Annotated in this window: 21 protein-coding genes and 3 pseudogenes; 10 read left to right on the forward strand and 14 right to left on the reverse strand. The window is 43.7% G+C overall.

The genetic code is table 11. The features are described from left to right. Positions 1 to 733: 733 nt before the first annotated feature. The gene (locus BTR1S_RS11965; protein ID WP_006636734.1) at positions 734 to 2,350 is read left to right on the forward strand and encodes a PucR family transcriptional regulator; all 1,617 of its coding nucleotides are present in this window, start codon (positions 734 to 736) and stop codon (positions 2,348 to 2,350) included. 13 nt (positions 2,351 to 2,363) lie between these two features. Here the strand turns inward: BTR1S_RS11965 and BTR1S_RS11970 are convergent, their stop codons facing one another. From BTR1S_RS11970 to BTR1S_RS11990, 5 genes are all read right to left on the reverse strand, one after another. Continuing rightward, on the reverse strand, positions 2,364 to 3,605 hold the full coding sequence (locus tag BTR1S_RS11970) for an MFS transporter (RefSeq protein ID WP_029419019.1): 1,242 nt from the start codon (positions 3,603 to 3,605) through the stop codon (positions 2,364 to 2,366). A gap of 406 nt (positions 3,606 to 4,011) precedes the next feature. Next, positions 4,012 to 4,395, reverse strand: a complete 384-nt coding sequence (locus BTR1S_RS11975; protein WP_029419020.1) for a cupin domain-containing protein — start codon at positions 4,393 to 4,395, stop codon at positions 4,012 to 4,014. A gap of 113 nt (positions 4,396 to 4,508) precedes the next feature. Continuing rightward, positions 4,509 to 5,468 (reverse strand): 2-hydroxyacid dehydrogenase, encoded by a 960-nt coding sequence (locus BTR1S_RS11980; RefSeq protein ID WP_029419021.1) that lies wholly within the window; start codon positions 5,466 to 5,468, stop codon positions 4,509 to 4,511. Positions 5,469 to 5,829: 361 nt separating this feature from the next. Beyond that, on the reverse strand, positions 5,830 to 6,345 hold the full coding sequence (gene lepB, locus BTR1S_RS11985) for a signal peptidase I (protein ID WP_006636729.1): 516 nt from the start codon (positions 6,343 to 6,345) through the stop codon (positions 5,830 to 5,832). A gap of 12 nt (positions 6,346 to 6,357) precedes the next feature. Further along, positions 6,358 to 6,966: a TVP38/TMEM64 family protein gene (locus tag BTR1S_RS11990; protein ID WP_006636728.1), complete on the reverse strand. Its 609-nt coding sequence runs from the start codon at positions 6,964 to 6,966 to the stop codon at positions 6,358 to 6,360. A 230-nt stretch (positions 6,967 to 7,196) separates the two neighbouring features. Between BTR1S_RS11990 and BTR1S_RS11995 the strand changes: the two genes are divergently transcribed. Further along, positions 7,197 to 7,562 carry a YhjD family protein gene (locus tag BTR1S_RS11995; RefSeq protein ID WP_006636727.1) on the forward strand — a complete coding sequence of 122 codons (366 nt, stop codon included), beginning with the start codon at positions 7,197 to 7,199 and terminating at the stop codon, positions 7,560 to 7,562. On the opposite strand, the gene BTR1S_RS12000 is transcribed toward BTR1S_RS11995, so the two are convergent. Continuing rightward, positions 7,556 to 8,137: a competence protein ComK gene (locus BTR1S_RS12000; protein ID WP_006636726.1), complete on the reverse strand. Its 582-nt coding sequence runs from the start codon at positions 8,135 to 8,137 to the stop codon at positions 7,556 to 7,558. The genes BTR1S_RS11995 and BTR1S_RS12000 overlap by 7 nt on opposite strands. Before the next feature lie 271 nt (positions 8,138 to 8,408). On the opposite strand from BTR1S_RS12000, the gene BTR1S_RS12005 reads away from it, so the two are divergent. Further along, positions 8,409 to 8,642: an IDEAL domain-containing protein gene (locus tag BTR1S_RS12005; RefSeq protein WP_006636725.1), complete on the forward strand. Its 234-nt coding sequence runs from the start codon at positions 8,409 to 8,411 to the stop codon at positions 8,640 to 8,642. A 68-nt stretch (positions 8,643 to 8,710) separates the two neighbouring features. On the opposite strand, the gene BTR1S_RS12010 is transcribed toward BTR1S_RS12005, so the two are convergent. Next, positions 8,711 to 9,568: an SDR family oxidoreductase gene (locus tag BTR1S_RS12010; RefSeq protein WP_006636724.1), complete on the reverse strand. Its 858-nt coding sequence runs from the start codon at positions 9,566 to 9,568 to the stop codon at positions 8,711 to 8,713. Positions 9,569 to 9,702: 134 nt separating this feature from the next. Here BTR1S_RS12010 and BTR1S_RS12015 point away from each other — a divergent pair, with 134 nt between their 5' ends. The 5 genes and pseudogenes from BTR1S_RS12015 to BTR1S_RS12025 all read left to right on the forward strand — a co-directional run bounded on the left by BTR1S_RS12015 (position 9,703) and on the right by BTR1S_RS12025 (position 13,535). After that, entirely contained in the window at positions 9,703 to 11,232 is a 1,530-nt protein-coding gene (locus BTR1S_RS12015; protein ID WP_006636723.1) for an FAD-dependent oxidoreductase, read from the forward strand. Between the two features lie 47 nt (positions 11,233 to 11,279). After that, positions 11,280 to 11,870: pseudogene (locus BTR1S_RS23725) on the forward strand (protoglobin family protein); the annotation flags it as partial. A gap of 129 nt (positions 11,871 to 11,999) precedes the next feature. After that, a complete protein-coding gene (locus BTR1S_RS23730; RefSeq protein WP_439951637.1) occupies positions 12,000 to 12,629 on the forward strand; it encodes a methyl-accepting chemotaxis protein in 630 nt (209 codons plus the stop codon). Positions 12,630 to 12,696: 67 nt separating this feature from the next. Next, positions 12,697 to 12,818 (forward strand): annotated as a pseudogene (locus BTR1S_RS22815) (acetyl-CoA C-acyltransferase); the annotation flags it as partial. A 144-nt stretch (positions 12,819 to 12,962) separates the two neighbouring features. After that, positions 12,963 to 13,535, forward strand: coding sequence for a histidine phosphatase family protein (locus tag BTR1S_RS12025; RefSeq protein ID WP_006636720.1), 573 nt, complete (start codon positions 12,963 to 12,965; stop codon positions 13,533 to 13,535). A gap of 41 nt (positions 13,536 to 13,576) precedes the next feature. Here the strand turns inward: BTR1S_RS12025 and BTR1S_RS12030 are convergent, their stop codons facing one another. The 3 genes from BTR1S_RS12030 to BTR1S_RS12040 form a co-directional block, all read right to left on the reverse strand. Continuing rightward, complete coding sequence (locus tag BTR1S_RS12030) at positions 13,577 to 14,548, reverse strand: FecCD family ABC transporter permease (protein ID WP_051056660.1); 972 nt, start codon at positions 14,546 to 14,548, stop codon at positions 13,577 to 13,579. A 47-nt stretch (positions 14,549 to 14,595) separates the two neighbouring features. Then, positions 14,596 to 15,594, reverse strand: a complete 999-nt coding sequence (locus BTR1S_RS12035; RefSeq protein ID WP_029419023.1) for a FecCD family ABC transporter permease — start codon at positions 15,592 to 15,594, stop codon at positions 14,596 to 14,598. Between the two features lie 135 nt (positions 15,595 to 15,729). Continuing rightward, positions 15,730 to 16,707 carry an ABC transporter substrate-binding protein gene (locus BTR1S_RS12040; RefSeq protein WP_006636717.1) on the reverse strand — a complete coding sequence of 326 codons (978 nt, stop codon included), beginning with the start codon at positions 16,705 to 16,707 and terminating at the stop codon, positions 15,730 to 15,732. A 612-nt stretch (positions 16,708 to 17,319) separates the two neighbouring features. Between BTR1S_RS12040 and BTR1S_RS12045 the strand changes: the two genes are divergently transcribed. Then, positions 17,320 to 18,456: a S8 family peptidase gene (locus BTR1S_RS12045; protein WP_006636716.1), complete on the forward strand. Its 1,137-nt coding sequence runs from the start codon at positions 17,320 to 17,322 to the stop codon at positions 18,454 to 18,456. Positions 18,457 to 18,514: 58 nt separating this feature from the next. Here the strand turns inward: BTR1S_RS12045 and BTR1S_RS12050 are convergent, their stop codons facing one another. From BTR1S_RS12050 to BTR1S_RS12065, 4 genes and pseudogenes are all read right to left on the reverse strand, one after another. Then, positions 18,515 to 19,771, reverse strand: a complete 1,257-nt coding sequence (locus BTR1S_RS12050; RefSeq protein ID WP_006636715.1) for a M48 family metallopeptidase — start codon at positions 19,769 to 19,771, stop codon at positions 18,515 to 18,517. Between the two features lie 72 nt (positions 19,772 to 19,843). Next, entirely contained in the window at positions 19,844 to 20,155 is a 312-nt protein-coding gene (locus tag BTR1S_RS12055) for an AzlD domain-containing protein (RefSeq protein WP_029419024.1), read from the reverse strand. Continuing rightward, positions 20,148 to 20,863: pseudogene (locus BTR1S_RS12060) on the reverse strand (AzlC family ABC transporter permease). Before BTR1S_RS12060 ends, BTR1S_RS12055 begins: the two are co-directional and overlap by 8 nt. Before the next feature lie 11 nt (positions 20,864 to 20,874). Further along, positions 20,875 to 21,426: a helix-turn-helix domain-containing protein gene (locus tag BTR1S_RS12065; RefSeq protein ID WP_006636712.1), complete on the reverse strand. Its 552-nt coding sequence runs from the start codon at positions 21,424 to 21,426 to the stop codon at positions 20,875 to 20,877. Positions 21,427 to 21,559: 133 nt separating this feature from the next. On the opposite strand from BTR1S_RS12065, the gene BTR1S_RS12070 reads away from it, so the two are divergent. Beyond that, positions 21,560 to 21,946 carry a YhfM domain-containing protein gene (locus BTR1S_RS12070; RefSeq protein ID WP_479370386.1) on the forward strand — a complete coding sequence of 129 codons (387 nt, stop codon included), beginning with the start codon at positions 21,560 to 21,562 and terminating at the stop codon, positions 21,944 to 21,946. Positions 21,947 to 21,954: the final 8 nt, after the last annotated feature.

Below are 21,954 nucleotides of genomic sequence, written 5' to 3' on the forward strand. Positions count from 1 at the left end.
AATATATATCCTATTGATTAACAACATTCAGTATATTCCGTTCTTGTTGACCCAATAGAGCAGCCAATTAAAATGGTTACAGTTGAAAAGGCAAATAAAACGTGAGCAGCAACAATACCGGAAACTTGTCCAATAATTTATGTTTTTGCTGATTTTATTTGTGTGGAGCCGGAAACACTCAATAAAGCTTGTAAACCAGCAAATGTCTGCAATCAAACCGAGGAGATCCAATCCGCAGCACCACGTAATACACCTTGCAGTTAGCACCTATATCACCATAGGTATATCTTAAATGCATAAAACCGGGATGCTGTTTTGAACCCTTGTATCCGCTTACGGCGAGTCGTAAGGCTATCTAAGAAGGAACTTATAATAAGGGATACCATTAATTTTAGCGGTGATGATCCCAGTTTTAAAAAGACCACCAACGGCTATATCATTCTGAATATTACGCCCTGCTCCCACTGCAACGTTAAATGAGGATGAATTTCTTTGTTCAAGTGATCTTCGGCATGATATCTTTATAATAACCACACTTTTCAAAAAACGAAGAATCCTGTTGAATACCTTGATTTTGTTCAAGCATAATGATTCTCCTTTAATATTTTTAACTAAAGGATTATACGTATAATTACCTTCAAAAACAGTGTACTATCAGAGTTAGAAGTTATCCTTGTAACATCTTACATATTTTATTTTATCTTTTTCTAACATAGATAAGGAGGTAGCCTTTTTGACAACTTTAAAAGAAATATTATCTGTACTGCAATTTTCAGATTTAACATTGCTGAATGAGCAGGGCGATTTGGAACGAGTGGTAGAAATGGTTGATATTACAGAAACGCCTGATATTAAAAATTTTACAACGCCACGCTCACTTATCGTCACAACAGGAATGAGCTATCAGGATGACCAATCCGGACTAATCAGTCTTATTAGTGAGTTAAATGATATACAAGTTGCTGGTCTAGGTATCAAGCTATCCCGATTTTTAAAAAAATTAGATGATGAGGTTATTGCATTTGCAAACAAATTAAAATTCCCAATTATTGAAATTCCGGAAAGTTGGAATTTGGGATCCATTACTCATCATATATCTTCATTTATCTTGGATGAAGAAACAGAAAAATTACACTTCGCATTAGATATCCAACAAGAGTTAAATGCTATGCTGATGCAAGGGTTAAGCCTGAACATGATGATTGAGCGTTTAAGTAGACTTATAAAGGTTCCTGTCATGCTGCTAAATTCTTTTCATCAAGTTGAATCATCGAGTCATCACTTTCATCAAAACTCAGAACATGTTCAAAAAAACCTTAATTATTTCAGGAGATATTTATTAAATTCAGAGCAAATCGAACCAAATCATAATGGTGTTTTCCAGGAAGAATATGCTGTATTTAAGGTTCCTGCATTTAAATATTTTCCGTATTATCTTATGATTTCAAATGTTAATTTGCTCAACTATCCGATTAGTTTATTAACAATAGAACAAGCAGTCAACACACTTAGCCTCGCAATTTATAAAAATAGTAAAATCAAGGAAGCAGAGCAGCAGGACGTGAACCATTTTTTCACAACACTTATGTCCGAACATCCTGATAACCTTGTTTCACTGGCACAACACACTGACCTTTTAAAAAAATATCACATTCAACCTTCTACATTCTATCAAGTGATTATTTGCGGGATTGACAAAGAAAAGAATGTAGAAAATAGCGCCTACATAAATGAGCGTTATCAGATGACTTTTGAGTGGCTGACGCATAAGTTTACTGGGATTGACCCTTCCATTAGCATATATATGTCTCAGGGTGAACGCAGATTTACGATACTTTTACAAAGAAGACATCATTATTATTTGGAATACTGCAGATATATCCAAAAAGAGTATCAGCTATTTTTTAATAGCTCCCTTTCATTTGGCATTGGCAATGAAGTCTCCGAGCTTTCACAATTACCACTGTCTTTTTTCGAAGCAAATGAGGCTTATGATAATAAATATGAACAAGGCGAAATGGAATTTATAGAGTCCTACAAATCCAAAAGCGTAGAAGAATTATTACAGCTCATTCCAACGAATAAATTAAAGCCATTTATCATTTATACACTCGGTCCTTTAGCCTATCCTCAGACAACGAAGGAAAAAGAACTACGATTCACATTAAGTGTCTATATGGCAAACCAATGTGATCTTACAAAGACCTCAGAAGATATTTTTATTCACCGTAATACTGTGAAATATCGCATTAAAAAATGCGAAGAAATATTAGGTCAATCTGTAGAGTCTCCTGATACATCACTGAGCATTCGATTGGCATTATTTGCTTCAGAGAAAATATCGTTGTAAATAAAATACTTATTTAGTTAGCTGCTGCTTTATTCTGTCTTAACATAACCACAAGGAAAAATAGCAACGCTGCAGCTGCAAGGAGGATGGTTGCAATATAGAATGCTAATACTTGCGAGCCGGTTACATCACCAATATAGCCAGTAAGTGTCGGTGCAATAACAGATGAGCTCATTCCAAAGAAGTTAAAGAGAGTTAATGCTCTGGCAACTCTGTCTCCTGATACGGAATCAGATACATAGGTTATTAAAACTGGATCAATCGCAAGTTTGCCTAATAAGCCATATAAAATTAACGCAATATACAGCACTGCAGGATTTGGTGCAAATACTGTCAAACTAATTGTTACTGCTGCAGCAATTAATAGAAATAAAATTAAACGCAGACGCAAATGTGCATTTTTGTCTATATATTTAGTAAATATCAAAGCGCCAGGTACTGCAGTGACCGCAACTAGTGCAGCTGCATATCCTACTGAACCTTGATTAAATCCTTTTTCTGCTACAAGGAATGATGGCAGCCAAGTTACAATCATATAATAGCCATAGCATGTTGCAAAATATACAAAATATACAACTAATTGTCTTGGAGAAAATAAGCTTTCATTTTGAATATCCATGCTTAGTGCGGCGTCTTTCTTCTCTTCAGCCACTTCCTTATCTGATGTTTTATCTTGTTTAATAAACAACACAAACACAAATGTTACAGCTACGATGACGATAGCTGTTATAACAAGCATATAATTCCATTGAATATCAAAACCGCCTACTAATACCGATGATCCGATTAGTCCAATTACCATCCCTAATGCTGAACCGCTGTTTATAATCGCATTGGAAAAACTTTTTTTATCTTTTGGCGTATGTTTGGCTGACAAGGAAAAGGCTGCACCGTAATATGAACCGGTCGAAATACCAGCCAATAACGAACCAATGTATACTTGCATGATGGTTGAACTTGTGCCAATTACAAATGCAGCCAGCGCAAAAACGATAAATGCAGGAATTAAAACCTTTTTTTGTCCAAATTTATCGACAAGGGCTCCTGACGGAATTTGCATACCTGTATATGCAAAGAAATAAATAGAAGCAACCAACCCCATCTGTGTGTCACTAATATTTCCTAATGATTCTTGAATCTGCGGATATATTGGCGTAAGTATTGTGCGATAAATCCAAATAGCTACCCACCCTAAACACAATGCAATAATGATCTTTTTGTAATAATTGGGGTCATGTTTAATTGTTTTTTCCACGGTATGACACGCTCCCTTCTTATTATTTAATCTATTTTTTATTTAATTAAATTGTAGGTTGTAAGCCAGCCAATAACATTGTTCACTTTCAACAAAAACAAAAGCAACATTATACATTTTAGACAAAAGGCGTCTGCTTAAAAATATCGATGGAATGATTCATCGATAGAAGCTAGTCTTATTTTTCCCAGCTCTCTCATTTCTATAAAAGTAATAATAGTAATGCCTTTTCCCTCTTTCATTATTACTTCTATGAGCAAACACTATTTTGCAAAATATAAAAAAATCATCTTTAGACAAACAAGAAATAAGCCCAAATAACTCTATAGTTATCGAGCCTATTCTATCTATAACAAGATTGAGCGTGTCCTTACAGACTAAGAGCCTAACGTCTGCTTTATTTAGATTAATCATGCTTATGCGGAATGAAACCAATAGGCGTCGGCCCCGCTATTCCAATCATAACGAAATTTTTATCGGAATTATTTGTCATTCCATGCTTTTCCCCTGCACGTGCAACAACGACATCACCAGCTTGAATCGGAACCTTTTCGCCACATTCCGGATAAAAATCTGCTGTTCCTTCGATGACAATCCATATATCGTCAGCATTCTCATGCGAATGGATTGGCAAAGTTTGCCCTGGGCGCATACACCATACAGCTCCTACAGTATTAGATGTTTCATAGAAAATATGTTTTGTTGCTTCTTCTTCTCTAAACTTCTGAATGTCTGGCCAATGGAAAATACGATTTTTTAAATCTTCTCTTGCTACTTCTTTCAGTGTCATTGTATTTTCTCCTCGCTTCATTTTCCAAAATACCACAACTCTATTGTTCAATTATTCACATATTATTTTACAAGCAAAACACTTATCTGATCTGTAAGAAAAGCTCCTCTATATTATCTTTGAATAATATTCTGAGGTCTACCTTCCAGGAATGCAATGGTATTATTGAATGCAATTTCAGCACGTAATTCCATTGCCTCATCCGTAAAGAAACCTACATGTGGTGTTAAAATGACATTTTTGGCATGTAATAGTTTATAGTCAGTTGGAATAGGAGGCTCCATATCAAACACGTCAATACCAGCTCCAGCAATTCTTCCCTCATTTAACGCATCAGCCAATGCGTCATTATCAATAATTGGACCTCGTGCACAGTTGATTAAAATGGCTGATTCTTTCATTAGCCCTAATTTTTCTTTGGAAATCAAACCTTTTGTGCTTGGTAGTAATGGTACATGTAATGACACAATATCGGATTGTATTAATAATTCATCTAACTCCATGTACTCGATGCCCAAATCTGTCACTTCTGGATTTTTTCGAGATTGGTCTGAAGCTACCAATTTTGCACCAAATGCTTTAAACAATTGAGCAGTCATCATACCAATTTTACCTGTACCAATCAAACCAACTGTTTTTCCCTTAATTTCACTACCTCGGAATGCCCCGGGATAATTATCAGCACGAATTTCTTTATCCCCCCGCGCGATGCGGCGATATAAATCTAATACTAAACCAATTGTTAATTCTGCAACTGCTTGATTCGCATATCCAGCTGCATTACATATCATAATATCCCGGTTCTTAGCCTGAGCATACTCTACATGATCGACACCTGTAAAAGCAACATTGATTAATTTTAAGTTATTATTTTGATCAATTGCTTCTGAAGGATAAGGATTATTCGCAATCATAATAACATCTGCACCTTCACTACGTTTTGCCAATTCTGCCGAATCCGTTGTTTTCTCATTGTAGTAAACAAATTCATGGCCTTGCTGTTTGATGGGTTCTGCTAATTTCTCAATGAGCGAATCTGAAACATTTAATGGTTCTAATAATTTAACTAACAATTCATCCATTCCTCTCCATTATTTTTTAATCATTTACCACTTGCAGCTTATATATTAGTTTGTGAATAAATTCACAAATTAATTTTTACAATAGCCCATTTCATATATACTGTCAATCCATTCACAAAATTAAAATAAATTTAATGATCAATAGCTTATGAAGGTGGGGCTTCAATAGAAGAAATCTCACGTGCCCTAACGCATTCTGATACAAAAACAACGCAGGCCTATGTAAATACACCAGCGGTTAAATTGAAGTAGGCCGAAACAGATATGAGGCAAGCCTGAGGTTGTGTTCATATTGGAATTGCACCGTTGTCAAAAAGGGAAGGACACTTCCTTCCCTTTTTGAGCATCCTGCTCACTTTTTATCAATTCTTTCTGTCACAATCCCGACGATGTCCCGATCTGAAACAAAGCCGAAATGGCGGCTGTCATAACTGTGAATTCGGTTGTCCCCAAGGACAAAGTAATGGTTTGCCGGAACTTTTTTCTCTCCCGTTACCTCTTCAAGCGTAAAATCCCCTGTCAGGTCGCCTCCGGCGGTAACAGCCTTTAATTCATCCAAATAAGGCTCTTTTACCGGTTTGTTATTAATAAACAGCTGATCATCTTCATATTTCAGCGTTTCACCCGGAAGTCCGATGATCCGTTTAATGAATACATCTTTCTCAGGCCCTTTAAACAGGAGGATGTCAAAGCGATTGATCGTTTGAAAATGATGGGCAAAGCGGTTGATCAAAAGTGTATTGCCCTCCTGAAAGGTTGGATTCATGCTGACCCCTTCTACTTTATATTCAATAAAAATGGCGTTTTTCACCTGAATTCCAAGGACGATCAACAACACTGCGGCAATGACCATATAGCGCTTTTTCACATCAATGCCCCCCTAGTCATTCTCTCTCTGGCTGATTTTCACGTTCAAACGATGTTCAATGCGTTTTCCGGCGTACCATAAAATCAAAATGACGATAATGGCGGCTGCTGTCCGCAAAGGCTGCGTAAAGAGCGCATTCAGGTCATGGCCGATAAAACTGACGATAAAAATCATCACGAACTTTCCGCAAAGAACCGCAAGTGAAAAAGGCAGCAGGCTGATTCTCGAGAGCCCTGCCACAACATTCACCGCCGCCGAAGGGGTGAAGGGAAAACAAAGCAGCAGAAACAGCGGGCCGAAGCCGCGTTTTTCGAGCCAGATCATCAGCCTTTTCACCGACTGGTGCCTGCGTATAAAAGCCAAGGCCTTTTGCTGGCCGAAATGGCGGATAAAAAGAAAGACCGAAATCGACCCCGCTGAAGCCCCGATCCACGTCAAAAGGAACCCCTCCCACAAACCGAACGAATTAACATTTGCAACGATAAACACGATGAGGGGAAGAAACGGAAGAAGGGCTTCAATGAACGGCAGCAAGATAGCGGCAAAAGGACCAAAAGCCCGATAGCTTTGAAAAAATTCTGTTAGATTCTCTTCTGTAAAATAACTGAAAAATTGCTCCAACTTTATTCTCCTCATACAGTTGTCTACTTCTATTCTACACGTTAAACCTAAAACTTTAAATGATCGGCCTCCAAGGTTTTCAAGAATCGGCAGAACAGCACTTCCTTATTATTCTGAAACAACCCGGTCATTTTAGTCTTTTTTTCCCGTTCTTGAAAAAAGAACGGACTTTCGTGTAAAATAAAAACAGAACAAACGTTCCCAAACAGAAAGAAATGAGGAGAAAAGCCATGACGAGAATTCCTGCAGATGTCAGGGACACGATTGAAAAGGCTATTTATCTTCCGATGACCATCAGCATTTTAAACAGGGATATCAGCATAATTCAGCAAAGTCCGTTTAAGCTGAAGGACCCTTATCTGCGCCTGATCGAACAGGCGCTGAAGCTGGCCCAGCGCGATTTATACGATGTAAAAACCGATTTACGCAGGCGGAAAGTCAAAATTCACGAAGTGTCCCGTGACGAAGCATTTACGATGTATTGCTTTATTTATGAAGGATACGAAGAAGAGCACAACTACTTTAATCCCCGTATCCGCAACCAGGTCGCCGCGCTTTTGGAGCATTATTTATTCGCGGCAGAGCCCGGTCAATAGCGTTTTTTCAGCTCCCTGAGGATGAATTCATATATCAGCTGGTTCCGGTCTTCCTTTGGATACAGCATAAATTCCTGTTTTTTCTGCACGGCGCTTCCTTCAATCCGATCGAGAAACTTGGTTCTCAGCCATGCCGTGCGGTAAACCTGATTTTCAAAAGATGAGATGGAAACCGGCAGCTCCAAAGATTCGCCATTTACAAACGTGACGAATGTGTTGTCATACTTTGCCGCACGGAATTCATGAACGTGCGCATGTGAAAGCCACCCGCATTGAGGCCTTGTTGAGGAGAATGTGGGAAAAAGAAAAATATTGTTTGAATGATCCACCATGATCGGCGGTTTATGGGAAACTTTAATGACTTCATATGTGCCGGCTTTTCTTCCCGCATAGCTTGAGCCGAAATAGCGGCAGCTTCTCTCTATAATTTGGAAGGGCCTCATATTGACCCGAAATGTCCTGTCGGTTTCAATTACTTTTGAAGCGGGCTTTTTCCCCTCATCAAGAGGCAGCACGGCCATTGTCGAACTGTTTACTTCATAAGAATCTCTTGTCATATCTTCGGTATTGCTCATCATGATCCTCCCAATCATTAGTCATATTATACTACTAATCTAACATTATCCTTTACAAAACGACAGGATTTTTTCCAATTAATTTGAAAATATGTTTTTTAATTGCAATTTTTATTTTTTATCCGGCAAAACACAAATTTTTTGTCCGAATCTATACCCTTTTATTCTTATAAAGATGCTTTTTCGAATAATTATCTAAAAATTATAAATACTTATTGATTTTTTCATTCGCAATCCATATACTATAAAAAAGGCATCAGGGGGAATCTTTATGAAAGAGAAAAAGTCGTACGCTGAGCTCATGAAGTCCCGCAATACCCAAAAGGTTAAAGAACTTGATGTAACCATTACGGATATCTACATCCAGATGGTCCTTGATGAATCGTTGTTTAAACGGCGTTTGAACATGCTGTGCGAGAAGATTAACGAAGCATTAGACAAAGGGGATAAACAATCTTTCCTTGAGCTTTCAAGAGAATATACCGCGCTCAAAAAGCACGCTTAACGGCCGATCCTACAAAGGATTGGCTTTTTTATATGAAAAAAGGCCAAGCGCTGTTCGTCCCGGCCTTTTTATCCGTTTATGATGGTTCCCCCATTGACATGGAGCACCTGTCCGGTCATGTAAGAAGAATCTTCACTGGCCAGAAACAGATAGCTCGGCGCTACTTCGGCAGGTTGTCCCGGCCGTCCCATCGGTGTCGTTGAGCCGAACACCTCGACTTCTTTTTCCGTAAACGTCGACGGGATCAGCGGCGTCCAAATCGGACCCGGGGCCACACCGTTGACGCGGATGCCCTGATCTACGAGCGATAAAGCAAGCGAACGCGTGAATGCGGTAATCGCCCCTTTTGTCGATGAATAATCGATCAGCCTTTCATTGCCGGCATACGCCGTAATCGATGTGGTGTTAATGATTGAGCTGCCTGTTTTCAAATGAGGCAGCACCGCTTTCGTCAAATAAAACATCGAAAAAATGTTGGTTTGAAACGTTCTGATCAGCTGATGGCTTGTGATCTTTTCGATTCCTTTTTGCGGATGCTGTTCAGCCGCATTATTCACGAGAATATCGATGGTCGGAAAAGCTTCTTTTGCCTGGCGGACCACCTCATTGCAAAAAGCCTCATCCCCGATGTCCCCGGCGATCAGCTGGCACCCTACACCCTCTTTTTCGACATAAGCCTTTGTTTCTTCTGCATCGCGGTGCTCATTCAGATAAACGATCACCACGTTTGCGCCTTCCTTCGCAAATAAAACGGCTACCGCACGGCCGATTCCGCTGTCTCCCCCGGTAATAATCGCCGTTTTTCCGGCCAGCTTTTTATCCTTTTTCGGCCTGTCAAAAACAGGACGGGGATCCATCACATACTCCAATCCGGGCTGCTGCGTCTGGTGCTGGGGAGGCAGTACTTTTTTCTTCGGTTTACTCAAGACGATTCCTCCTTAACATCAATTAAACCTTACTATTTTATGGGAAAAAGCCGTTTTTTATGACAAGCCGTCTCACGTGCATGAATATTTCTGGATTGGAAAATTTAAGAGAAAACAGAACTGGAGGGAACGAAGTGACAAACAATGAACAAAAACTGCCGGACTCGCCTGAATCTTTTTGGAGAGACAGCACCGAACTTCCATCATTTCAGGAGCTGACAGAAGACGTGAAGACAGATGTCGCGATTATCGGCGGCGGAATGACAGGGATTACGACGGCATACATGCTGACGCAAAAAGGGTACAGCGTCGTTTTGATTGAAGCCGGACGCCTTCTGAACGGAACGACGGGACATACGACCGCGAAAATCACCGCACAGCATGACTTGATTTATGATGAGCTGATTCAGCATATCGGAATGCCGCGGGCTCGTCTTTATTATGAGGCAAATCTCCAGGCCCTTTCCTTCATCAAAAATCTCGTCCATGAACAAAACATCTCCTGTGATTTTAAAGAGCAGGACGCCTGTATTTATACGACGGAAGAACAATCGGTCCAAAAAATCAGAAAAGAGCATGAAGCCTATCAAAAACTGGGAATCGAAAGGGAACTCATCAAAGATCTTCCCGTCGCCATCGATATAAAAGCGGGCCTGGTGATGAAAAATCAAGCGCAGTTTCACCCGCTCCACTACTTAAAACACCTTGCCGATGCCGTCCAAAAAGCTGGCGGAAACATGTTCGAAAACACGGTGGCAAAGGAAATCAAAGAAGGAGACCATCCAAAGGTCCTAACGAAAAACGGGCATATGATCATCAGCGATTATGTGGTGTGCTGTACGCATTTCCCGTTTCATGATAAAAAAGGATTTTATTTTGCAAGGCTTGAGCCGAGCCGTTCATACGTATTGGCCGTCAAGCCGAAAACCCCGTACCCTGACGGCATGTATTTAAGCATAGACCAGCCATCCCGGTCACTGCGTTCCGTCACGATAAACGGGGAAAAGATGGTGCTTGTCGGCGGAGAAAGCCATAAAACCGGACAGGGAAAAGATACGATGGAACACTATAAAGCCCTTGAATCATTCGCGGAAGGCGTGCTCGGCATCGAAGACATTCCCTACCGCTGGTCAACTCAGGATTTAATCACCCTCGATAAAATCCCTTATATCGGGCCGATTTATCCGAAAGAAAAACGGATCCTTGTCGCGACCGGATTCCGAAAATGGGGCATGACATCAAGCACGCTCGCCGCTCAGCTCATAACGGATCATATCACAAACGAAAGCAATCCATACCAGGAAGTCTTCTCCCCTTCCCGCTTTCATCCGGACCCGAGCATCAAAAAAGCGATTTCCTATAACACCGATGTCGCCAGACACTTTGTTGAAGGAAAGCTGGAACAGCCGCTCAGAACGCCGGATGAGCTTGTCAGCGGAGAAGGAGCGGTTGTCAGAGTGGGCGGAAAACGGGCAGGGGCTTATCGCGATGAAAACGGACAGCTGCACATGGTTGATACGACCTGCACCCATATGGGCTGTGAAGTCGAATGGAATGACGGCGAAAAGACATGGGACTGTCCATGCCACGGCTCAAGATTTTCGATTGACGGCGAAGTGATCGAAGGGCCCGCCGTCATGCCGCTAAAAGATCCTGAAAGCTAAGCGGTTTTCTGTTAAAAAACAGCAAAAATCAGCCGATAAAAAGAGAAATGCCGGAAATTCAAAAAACCGGCATTTTTCATTATCGATTACAGGGGGATACGATCGTGTTATTCAAAAAGGATAGAAAGACAGAACGATCATTTTTTGCTGAAGAGAGCCGTGACAATACAAACCGGATCAGGCTTGAAAAGCATACCGAATTTAAAAAACAGCTCGCCATGGTTGATTTGACTGATGAGGATCTCTGGGTGTTAAGCAAGCTGAAGCCTTTGGTTTCAGAACATCTTGAGCCGATCGTCAGCCGTTTTTATAAAAACCTTGAACACGAAAACTCGCTCATGGATATCATTCACGACAACAGTTCGGTCGACCGCTTAAAGAAGACCTTGAGCATTCATATAAGCGAAATGTTTTCCGGCATCATTGACGAAGCTTTTTTAGAAAAACGCATCCGGATCGCCCATGTTCATTTGAAAATCGGGCTTCTTCCTAAATGGTACCTGGGTGCTTTTCAGGACCTTCTTCTGTCAATGCTGAAGATTTTTGAAACCGCCTTAGCGACAGAAGAATACATGCGGGCCGTCAGAGCGGTTACGAAAATTCTGAACATTGAACAGCAGATCGTTCTCGAAGCTTATGAAGAGGAGCATGCCAGAATACGCGCCCTCGAAGAAGAACGAAAGGCTGCGCTTCACAGGCAAATCAAAGATACTTCAGGCTCGTTGGCCACATTATTTGCGGAAACGACGGGCGCGGTTCAGGAATTGGTGGATAAATCAGCAGACATCGCCGAAACTTCAAAATCGGGAACAAAGACGGCGACTTCTGTCGAAGAAAAATCAATCGGCGGCAAAAAGGAGCTTGAGAATCAGGCACAGCAGCTGAACCAGATGGGCAACAGCATGACCGAGATCGAGCAGGAGATTAAAAAACTCGAAGAAATTGCAAGCCAGATCGAAAAGATTTTTGGAATCGTAACAGGCATTGCCGAGCAGACAAACCTGCTGTCGCTCAACGCTTCGATCGAATCAGCCAGGGCCGGAGAACATGGAAAGGGATTCGCCGTTGTCGCCAACGAAGTCAGAAAGCTTTCCGATGATACGAAAAAAACCGTCTCAACGGTATCTGAGCTGGTCAACAACACAAACGCGCAAATCAGCATCGTGACAAAGCACATTACAGCGGTGAATCAGCTTGTGATTGAAAGCAAGGATAAAATGGCGCAGATCAATCATTTATTCGACGATATTGTCGGCAGCATGAAGCTCAGCAAACATCAAAGCGGCAAGATTGAAGAAGATCTGCAATCCTTCTTAAACGGCCTTCAAGAAGTAAACGGAGCCGTATCGCAAGTCGCCGCATCAGTGGATTCCCTTGTCGAACTGACAAAAAAATAAGGACAAACCTGCACAAATGTCAGCCGGCGCTCACCTGCAGCCGATCCCGCTGTCCCGCAGATTTCTGTTTAAAATCAATGAAACGTTTGCGGCAAAAATCGCGGCATGCGCCCAAGAACTTGGGATTTCTCATCATAAACTGAATGTCAGGGAGGCGCTTCAGGCGTCGTGTTGGTAACCCGCTTATTTGCGATCGGCAGCTCTAGGCGGAAACGGAACAGCTGAGTGATAGCATAATGCCGGTCAAATTAGTGAGTACCCGTTTTTCATTTTAGTATAATGGTGGTACAGCAAAAAAACGTGCACTCATGTTTGAAAGGGGATTTATTTTAAATGACTGCTATTTGTTTAATCCGGCACGGAGAAACCGATTGGAACGCTTTAGGAAAACTTCAGGGAAGAACCGATATCCCTTTAAATGAAACCGGAAAAAGACAGGCGAAAGAAACCGGGGAATATTTGAAACATACATCCTGGGATGTCATCATTTCGAGCCCATTAAAAAGAGCGAGGGAAACGGCGGACATCATCAACCAGTATCTCGGTCTTGATATTGTTGAAATGGAGGATTTCATCGAAAGAAATTACGGAGATGCGGAAGGCATGCCATTTGAGGAAAGAATGAAGCTGTACCCGGATAAAAATTATCCGAATCAAGAATCAAAAGAAGCGCTGGCTGAACGTCTGATGGCGGGCATTCAAAAGGTTGGCGTCCAATACCCGGATCACAAGGTGCTGATTGTCGCCCACGGAGCGGCGATTCATGCGCTCCTGTCCAAGATTTCCAACGGCGATGCCGATCTTGAAAATACAAAACTCGTCAATGCCTGCCTGAGCAACATCAGCTTCCTGGAAAACAAATGGCATATTCAAGACTATAACGTGTCAGATCATCTATCTGATTAATACCTGTAAAAATGCGGACGGCATGATCAGCCCGTCCGCATTTACGTTCTGCCGCGTGTTGCTTCCCGCCGCAGCAAATAAATAAAATAAGGCCCTCCGATCACGGCTGCGATCAAGCCGGCCGGGATTTCGATCGGCGGAATCAACCCTCTTCCCGCCGCATCCGCCAAAAGCAGGATGATGGCGCCGACCATTCCGGAGACGGGTATCAGGATGCGCGACTCAAAGCCTGCCAGCTTTTTCGCGATATGCGGGGCCATCAGCCCGATAAAACCGATCGTCCCAACAGCGGTTACGGCCGCCGCCGTCAGCATTACCGCAGCGGCAAGCAGCAAAAACCGCGTCTTTTCAAGGCTGATGCCAAGACCTGCGGCAATCCCGTCTCCCGATTTGATGATATCAAGCGGCTTCCCCGCCAACCATACGGGCGGAATCAGCAGACAGCACCAGATGAAAAGAGAGAGAACATCATCCCAGCTTCTTCCCCATAAGCTTCCGTTCAGCCATATTAAGGCGCTGTTTACATTCGGGCTCGCTCTTGAAATCAACAGCTGAATTCCGGAATGGCAGAAAGCGTTGACGGCAATCCCGACAAGCGCCAGCCGAACCGGGGATATACCGTTTCGGTAAGCCAATGAATAAACAAGCACCGCGGCCAGGATGCTGCCTGAAAAAGCGGCCCCTGTCAAAAATATCGTGCTTTGCTGCGAAAACAGCACAGTCACAAGCACCGCACCCAGCCCTGCACCCCCTGTTATACCGAGCGTGTCAGGGGCGGCGAGCGGATTTCTCATCAGCGACTGGGCGATCACGCCTGCCACAGCTAAAGCGCCTCCCGCAAGGATCGCCAGGATGACCCGCGGCATTCTAAATTCCATCACCATGAACCGAGTTCCCGGATCGCCCTGTCCGGCCAAAGATTTGATTATATCACCAAGCGGAATGTTCTCATCGCCGATCGCTACATTGATCAGCGCGAAGAGAAATAGACAAGCAAGAAGAACGAACAGCATGCCTGCCGATTTTTTCCGCCGCCTTTTTGTTTTGTCCGTTTTGATGTTCACGATGCCGATCCCTCTTTTCGTCTCCTTGCCAAATAAATGAAAAAGGGTGTTCCGATAAATGCCGTCACAACGCCAACCGGCGTCTGATATGGATAGTATACAAAGCGCGAAGCGATGTCCGCCAATAAAAGCAGCACCGCGCCAAGCACTGCCGAATACGGGATCACCGTCCGGTAATCGGCCCCCATCACATACCGGATCATATGGGGAACCATCAAACCGACAAAGCCGATCGGACCTGCCGCTGATACGGAAGCCCCCGCGAGCGCGACGACAGTGACTCCTATCAGCACCCGGCTGAGCCATACTTTTTGCCCCAGCCCCTGTGAAATGTCGTCACCAAGGCTGAGAACGGAAGCCGTTCCCCCCAAGGCAAAAGCAAACAATAAACCGGCGAGGCTGACGGGAAGCAGAAAATTCAGCTTATCCCATGAGCTTCCGGCTAAAGAACCTGAAAGCCAAAACAAAATCGTCTCTGTCGATTCTTCATGAAAAATCAGCAGCATCTGCGTAATCGACGCAAGGATCGCCTGAATGACGACGCCGACCAGCGCAAAGCTGATATCCCGGCTGTGTTCACTGAAAACAGATGCAATCGCATATACGATAACAGCAGCCATGGTTCCTCCGGCAAAAGCCGCCCCCATCGTGACCTGCGGAATGGCGGCAGCCGGAAACATCACCGTCAGAAAAACGACTGCCGCCGAGGCTCCGGCGTTAATGCCAAAAATGCTTGGCGATGCGAGGGGATTTCTCGTGACCGCCTGCATGAGCGCGCCGGCGGCGCCCAAACTTGCGCCGATGACAGCCGCTTCCAAAGCGCGCGGAATCCTGATGGACAGAATAATAGAATGCAATTTTGAATCGCTGTATGAAAATACGGCCGACCATATATCAGAAAGTGCAATATGAGTCGAACCGATCGACACGGAAAGCATGAAACTCACGATCAACAGGGTGAACAACGCGATGCGGACCAGCAGCATGTGTTTCATTAAGCAGATCACCTCCTTGGAAAAAAACAAGCGCATGCTTCTGAAAAAGCATGCGTGAAAACGCCGGGAAAAGCCGGGATCTTCGAATGAACGGCTCATTAAACCGCAGCAAATTCGTGCGGTAAACCTGCAAAATTACTCAGTCTTTCCGGTTTTTAAAATATCTTTATTGATTTGATCGATCACGGCATTTGCCCCGTCTATACTGCGGCGAAGCGACCATGCGAACCTGTCGACCTCATATACCTTGTGATGCTTGACAGCGCTGAGCTTGTTCCATAGCGGATCTTTTTCAATCGGCCGTTTTCCGTTTTGATCAACTTTGTCCTTTTCTCCCGTCATTAATATGATGATATCAGGGTCCTTCTCCAGAAGCTGCTCAACGGTCATTTTAATATTGACGGACTCTCCGTTTTCAGCATCGTTTTTTTGGCTGTCTCCCACACCGTATGTGTAGCCGATTTTCGTTAGCAGCTGGGAGGTGAAGAAATTTTCATCACGGACGGTGATTGCGTCATTCGTATTTCCGAGCAGAAGAATGCTTTGTTTTTGATCAGGAAGCTTCTCTTTCAGCTGATTCAGCTTTTCTTTATGTTCTGTCAGCTTTTTCTCCATTTCGCTTTCTTTGCCGACCGCTTTCGCTATCGTGAGAGATGCGTCCATCGTATCTTGATAATCGGCATTTAAATTTTTCAAAGCAATCGTCGGCGCAATTTTTGACAATTTATCGTATACACCGCTATGTCTGCTTGAGTCGGCGATGATCAGATCGGGCTTTAACGCCGCAATTTTTTCAAAGCTTGGCTGCGCCCGGGTGCCGAGCGATGTATAGCCTTTTATTTCTTCTCTCACTTTTTCATTAATAAACTTCGGCTTTCCGTCATCTGCGACGCCGACGGGTTTGATGCCCACATCGAGCAGGGCGTCAATAAATCCGAGTTCAAGGACAACAACCTTTTTCGGATGCCTCGGCACTTTCGTTTCGCCGAGATCATGCTTCACCGCTACAGGATTTTGGGCGGAGCCGCCGGCGCTTCCTCCTGTACCGGAGCACGCCGCCAACGCTGAAATCATGAGGATAAAAGATAGAATCATAACATATCTAAGCTTCATATGTATCTCCTTTTTTCGTAATAGACGAAATTATTATAGCAACACAGCAGCTTAATGACAACGATAATCATTATCATTTAAGTAAAAAAAACCCTCCATCCCCTTTAAAGCGGCCCATTTGCGGCACTGCCTCCATTTCTCCTTTCCTGTGAGTGAGCGCCAAATGACTGTGATGATAATAGAGCGATATTGCATGCACAGTACCAAATAAACAATCTCCGCCGATCAGCATACCCCAGATGAATGATTGAAGAGGATGACCATTCGTCCGGCATTCAGGAGCACGACCCTAGTATAAAACGGATCGTTTTCTGTAAAGCAAATAATATTTTCATAAAGTTAGCGGCTCGATGGCGTCTTGCCGTTGTTGGTCAATACGACATTTTTCATATAACCAGGCATTGAAACCCCTTCTTTTTTCATTACTTTAGCATGTGATATATTTTCTAAAGTGGGAAATGAAACTTAAAAAAACAAAAATATTTTTTCAAAAAAATAGGCCTACCATATATTTCATTTTTTTTCTATAATAAATTAACAGAATAATTCGAATAGGGTTTATTATAACTCTTTTTGGATTATTCTGAATAAAACGGAGGAGAGTGAGCAAAGGTGAAAAAGAAAAGTTTATGGCTTAGTGTGCTGACGGCCCTTCTGCTGGTTCTGTCAACGGCCTTCAGCAGTCCCGCTTCTGCTGCCCAGCCGGCGAAAGATGTGGAAAAGGATTATATTGTCGGATTTAAGTCTTCAGTGAAAACGGCAGCCGTGAAAAAGGATGTCATCAAAGAGAACGGCGGAAAAGTGGACAAGCAGTTTAAAATCATCAACGCCGCAAAAGCGACACTTGATCAGGAAGAGGTAAAAGCCCTCAAAAAAGATCCTAGCGTTGCTTACGTAGAAGAAGACCATATCGCCCATGCGATGGCCCAAACAGTTCCTTACGGCATCCCGCTCATCAAGGCTGACAAAGTGCAGGCCCAAGGTTATAAAGGGGCAAATGTCAAAGTCGGTATCATTGATACGGGAATCGCTTCGTCTCATACAGACTTGAAGGTAGTCGGCGGAGCAAGCTTTGTATCTGGTGAAAGTTATAATACGGACGGTAACGGACACGGCACACATGTTGCCGGAACAGTGGCGGCGCTTGACAATACAACAGGCGTTTTAGGCGTTGCACCGAACGTCTCCCTCTACGCGATTAAGGTGTTGAATTCAAGCGGAAGCGGAACATACAGCGCAATCGTCAGCGGAATTGAGTGGGCCACACAAAACGGCCTGGATGTCATCAACATGAGCCTCGGCGGACCATCCGGCTCAACTGCGCTGAAACAGGCTGTGGATAAAGCATATGCCAGCGGAATTGTCGTAGTGGCAGCAGCGGGGAACAGCGGATCTTCCGGCAGCCAAAACACAATCGGCTATCCGGCAAAATATGACTCCGTCATCGCCGTCGGTGCGGTTGACAGCAACAAAAACAGAGCTTCATTCTCCAGCGTCGGCTCAGAGCTTGAAGTCATGGCTCCTGGCGTCAGCGTATACAGCACATATCCTTCTAACACGTACACATCATTGAACGGAACTTCAATGGCTTCGCCTCATGTAGCGGGAGCAGCAGCCTTGATCTTGTCGAAATACCCTACGCTTTCAGCTTCCCAAGTTCGCAACCGCCTCTCAAGCACTGCGACTAATTTGGGAGATTCCTTCTACTACGGCAAAGGGCTGATCAATGTCGAAGCTGCCGCTCAATAACATATTTTAGCAAATCACGTATAGAAAAAGCTAGTGTTTTACGACATTAGCTTTTTCTTTATTGATCAAGGGCGTTTTCAACACTTTGAATCCGCTCCATGATGGTCGGATGGCCATATTTAAAAATCTTGACGAGAAGCGGCGGATTCGCCTCGCTTAAGCCTGCTTTTGACAGCTCCTGAAAAGTCGCCACAGCGGCTTTTTTGTTTTCCGTCAATTCGATCGCATACTGGTCAGCGGCTTTTTCCTGATGTCTTGACACCGCGTTTGAAAAAGGAGAAGCGGCAAAAGTAAGCACGCCTATGAGCAGCAGCAAAAGCGGCAGAGCGGCCAGGTCTGTCCCGCCTTTAATGTGCAGCTCTCTTCCATGCCGGCTGATGATCCATTTGTACAGCCTGTCAACGGCATACAATCCGGCCAGTGATAAAAGCAAATACCCGGCAAGTCCTATGTATACATGCTTCATCACATAGTGACCCATTTCGTGGGCCATGATAAATAAAATTTCGGGTTCATCCAGCTTGTTCAGCGTCGTATCCCAAAGAACGATCCGCTTGTTTGCCCCGATCCCCGTCACATAAGCGTTCAAAGCGTTTGTTTTTTCCGACATATTCACTTCGTATACATGATTGGCGGGGATATCCGCCTGATCGGCGAGTTTCAAAATATCATGTTCGAGTTTTTTATTTTTCAGCGGATAAAAATCGTTATATAGAGGATCGATGACGACAGGCTGCAGAAAAAATAAAAACAGCGTAACCGGTACGGTCAGACACCATGCATAAAGCCACCAGCGTTTCTCATGCCTTTTCATCAGCCAGTAAAATACGATGACGGCCCCTGCGGTTAATGGGAAGCTGATCCAAAAATCGATCACCTGATCTTTAATCCAGCTTGCCGTTGTCTGTGTCGAAATACCGTAGTCAAGCGAAAACCGATAGCTGATCCAGTCAAGCGGCAAGGATGCGGCCGTAACGATTAAAAACAGTCCGAAAACATAAGCCGCAATTTGAATCACTCTGCGCTTTGATGTGTGCTCAGCCCAATGCTTCATCTTTTGCGACAAGCCCGCAATTAAAAGAATAAAAAACAGAAACCACTCAAATGGAATACGGATGAAAAACAAAAAGTCTTTGATTTTTGAATAATCTTCTGTCAGCATAAGTTCTCTTTCATTCATAAATGTCGCCGGATCTGCGCTTGTCCCCTTCAGCGCTTCAGGAACGGAGGAGTCCCCGGCCATGAAAAGATACCAGTAGAAAAAAAGACCGTACAGCACATAAAGGAGGCATGCTCCCGCGACCCATTTCCTCATCGGTATATCACCCCTTGCGAAATAGCATTTACCTCTATTGTAAGCTTTTTGCCGCAAAGTTAGAACCAAGCCTTACAGCGGGAACAAAAGACCTGCGGCGGCAAGCGCCAAAATCGTTCCAGTCACGACAATGATGACGCTCGCTCCCAAGTACGACAGTAAAAAAGCGATGACAGCCCCTGCGAGTCCGTAGAGCGCGCCGCTTTGAACCAAAAGAATCCCCGGAAAAATCAAAGCGCCCAATACCGCATACGGCACGTTTTTCAATACGCGTTCCAAAAAGCCGGGAAGCTTGAGACTTTCAAAAGCAACTAAAGGAATCATCCGCGGAAGATATGTAACAGCGGCCATTCCGAGGATCATCCAAATGATGGGACTAGACATATTTTCTGTTCTCCTCCGTTCTCACCTGATGCAGCCATTCAATCAGGACCGCGGACAGTAATGTCGCGCAGACGATCGACCAGCCCGCCGACAGCATGCCGCTCAATTGGAATACCGTATTGAACAAAGCCCCTGCCGCCGCCAAAAAAAGAACTTCCTCTGTTTTTTCAACGCCGGGACAAGAATTCCGATAAACATCGCATAAAGGGCAACACTCATGCTCTCCTGCAAAACGGAGGGCATTCCGGCACCGGCAAAGTGTCCGGCCGCGCTCCAAAAAACCCAGCTTACATATCCGATTGAACCGAGACCTATCATATAGCCCGCCGTCAGTTTTTCGCTCCTTAAAGCCGCGACAGCAAACGATTCGTCTGTTACGGCAAAAAAAGCATAAAACGCTTTTTTCCAACGTGAATCCCGCTCAACCAGCTGATTTAATGAAGCGGCAAACAAAAAATGCCTAATATTAACGATAAACGTCGTCATAATAATTTCAATGATGCCGGTTTGGACGGCAAGCATGCTTAATGACATGTATTGGGACGCCCCTCCGAATACAAGGGCGCTCATCAGAAATGTTTCAATTAGCGACAGACCCGTTGTTTTCGCCAGCAGCCCGAACGTCAGGGCAACGGGAATATAACCGACGGCAAGCGTTATGCCCGAACGGAGCCCGTCTAAAAATGTGAGCTGATGCTGCTTTTCCATGTTGACACCTCTTAGGGATAATAAATTAATGTGTAGCATGCTGCGGTTTGGTCTGTTTTGTTTTCATATTTGTGCACCGTATTGGCAGTAAAGTGCATGGCATCTCCCTCGTGTAAATCACAGCTGTAATCACCGGCGGACACCGTCACCTTCCCTTTGCTGACAAGCACATATTCTTCTATGCCGCCATGATGGGGTTCTGATTCATGCAAGCAGCCCGGCAGCAGCTCAATATAAAAAATTTCAAACTTTTTTTTCTGGTCGAACGGAAAATGAGAAAAAGCGGCATAGCGGTCATCTCCCGCCATCACAGGCGTTTTCTCAATCTTTCTGACAACAGTCGGCTCTCCTGACGGCTTTTCGGCGAGGGATGTGAACGATACTTGCAGCCCGTTGGCGATTTTCCAGAGCGTTGTGATCGTCGGACTTGAGGAGCCTTTTTCAATTTGCGCAAGCATTCCTTTGCTCACCCCGGTCAGGGCTGAAAGCTGATCAAGGCTGTAATTGCGGATCTTTCTGAGCCTTTTGATGTTTTCGGCGACTTGCTGTTCGATAGAATTCATCGCGACACCTCCAATAAATTAAACATTTGTATAATTTATTGAACATTATAACATATATCTTCCGGATGAAAAGCCCTCCTTTTGGTTAGACTTCACACGAGAGGTGATCATTCTGAAAAAAATGATGGGCATCGTGCTTTTTTTCGGTATTTTGGCACTCGCTGTTTTTTATGTGTTCAGCCTGATGGCGGACCCATTTGATGCAAGGAATGCCGAAGAAATCACAATGACGCCGGCAGAAAAAAACAGCCGTCCGCTCAGAATCGAAAAAAAGCAATATATCAACGGCATACTCGATACGTTCAATAAAGGAAAAAGAATGAAGGAAAACAATGCTTATGATCTGGATTCTCCCGCTTATCACGGAAGCATTAAAATGAGCGACACAGATCATGTGCCTTTCACCGTCTGGCTGAAAAAGGATGGGGCAATCATTTTAAAGAACGAAGAAAAGACTTATTATCATCTCAATGAAAGAGAAAAAGCCAAATTTATAGAGAATGTGCAAAAAGGGACGTAGCAAACGTC

Source organism: Bacillus sonorensis NBRC 101234 = KCTC 13918, assembly GCF_001592005.1.
Taxonomy (GTDB): domain Bacteria; phylum Bacillota; class Bacilli; order Bacillales; family Bacillaceae; genus Bacillus; species Bacillus sonorensis.

Bases quoted from the DNA above. Each gene is read 5' to 3' on its own strand.
- BTR1S_RS12065 (WP_006636712.1), bottom strand. From the start codon at position 21,426: ATGAATTCTATCGAACAGCAAGTCGCCGAAAACATCAAAAGGCTCAGA.
- BTR1S_RS11975 (WP_029419020.1), bottom strand. From the start codon at position 4,395: ATGACACTGAAAGAAGTAGCAAGAGAAGATTTAAAAAATCGTATTTTC.
- BTR1S_RS12040 (WP_006636717.1), bottom strand. From the start codon at position 16,707: ATGAAGCTTAGATATGTTATGATTCTATCTTTTATCCTCATGATTTCA.
- BTR1S_RS11995 (WP_006636727.1), top strand. From the start codon at position 7,197: ATGACGAGAATTCCTGCAGATGTCAGGGACACGATTGAAAAGGCTATT.
- BTR1S_RS12055 (WP_029419024.1), bottom strand. From the start codon at position 20,155: ATGTCTAGTCCCATCATTTGGATGATCCTCGGAATGGCCGCTGTTACA.
- BTR1S_RS12000 (WP_006636726.1), bottom strand. From the start codon at position 8,137: ATGAGCAATACCGAAGATATGACAAGAGATTCTTATGAAGTAAACAGT.
- BTR1S_RS12035 (WP_029419023.1), bottom strand. From the start codon at position 15,594: ATGAAACACATGCTGCTGGTCCGCATCGCGTTGTTCACCCTGTTGATC.
- BTR1S_RS12005 (WP_006636725.1), top strand. From the start codon at position 8,409: ATGAAAGAGAAAAAGTCGTACGCTGAGCTCATGAAGTCCCGCAATACC.
- BTR1S_RS12030 (WP_051056660.1), bottom strand. From the start codon at position 14,548: ATGCTGTTCGTTCTTCTTGCTTGTCTATTTCTCTTCGCGCTGATCAAT.
- BTR1S_RS12025 (WP_006636720.1), top strand. From the start codon at position 12,963: ATGACTGCTATTTGTTTAATCCGGCACGGAGAAACCGATTGGAACGCT.
- BTR1S_RS12050 (WP_006636715.1), bottom strand. From the start codon at position 19,771: ATGAGGAAATGGGTCGCGGGAGCATGCCTCCTTTATGTGCTGTACGGT.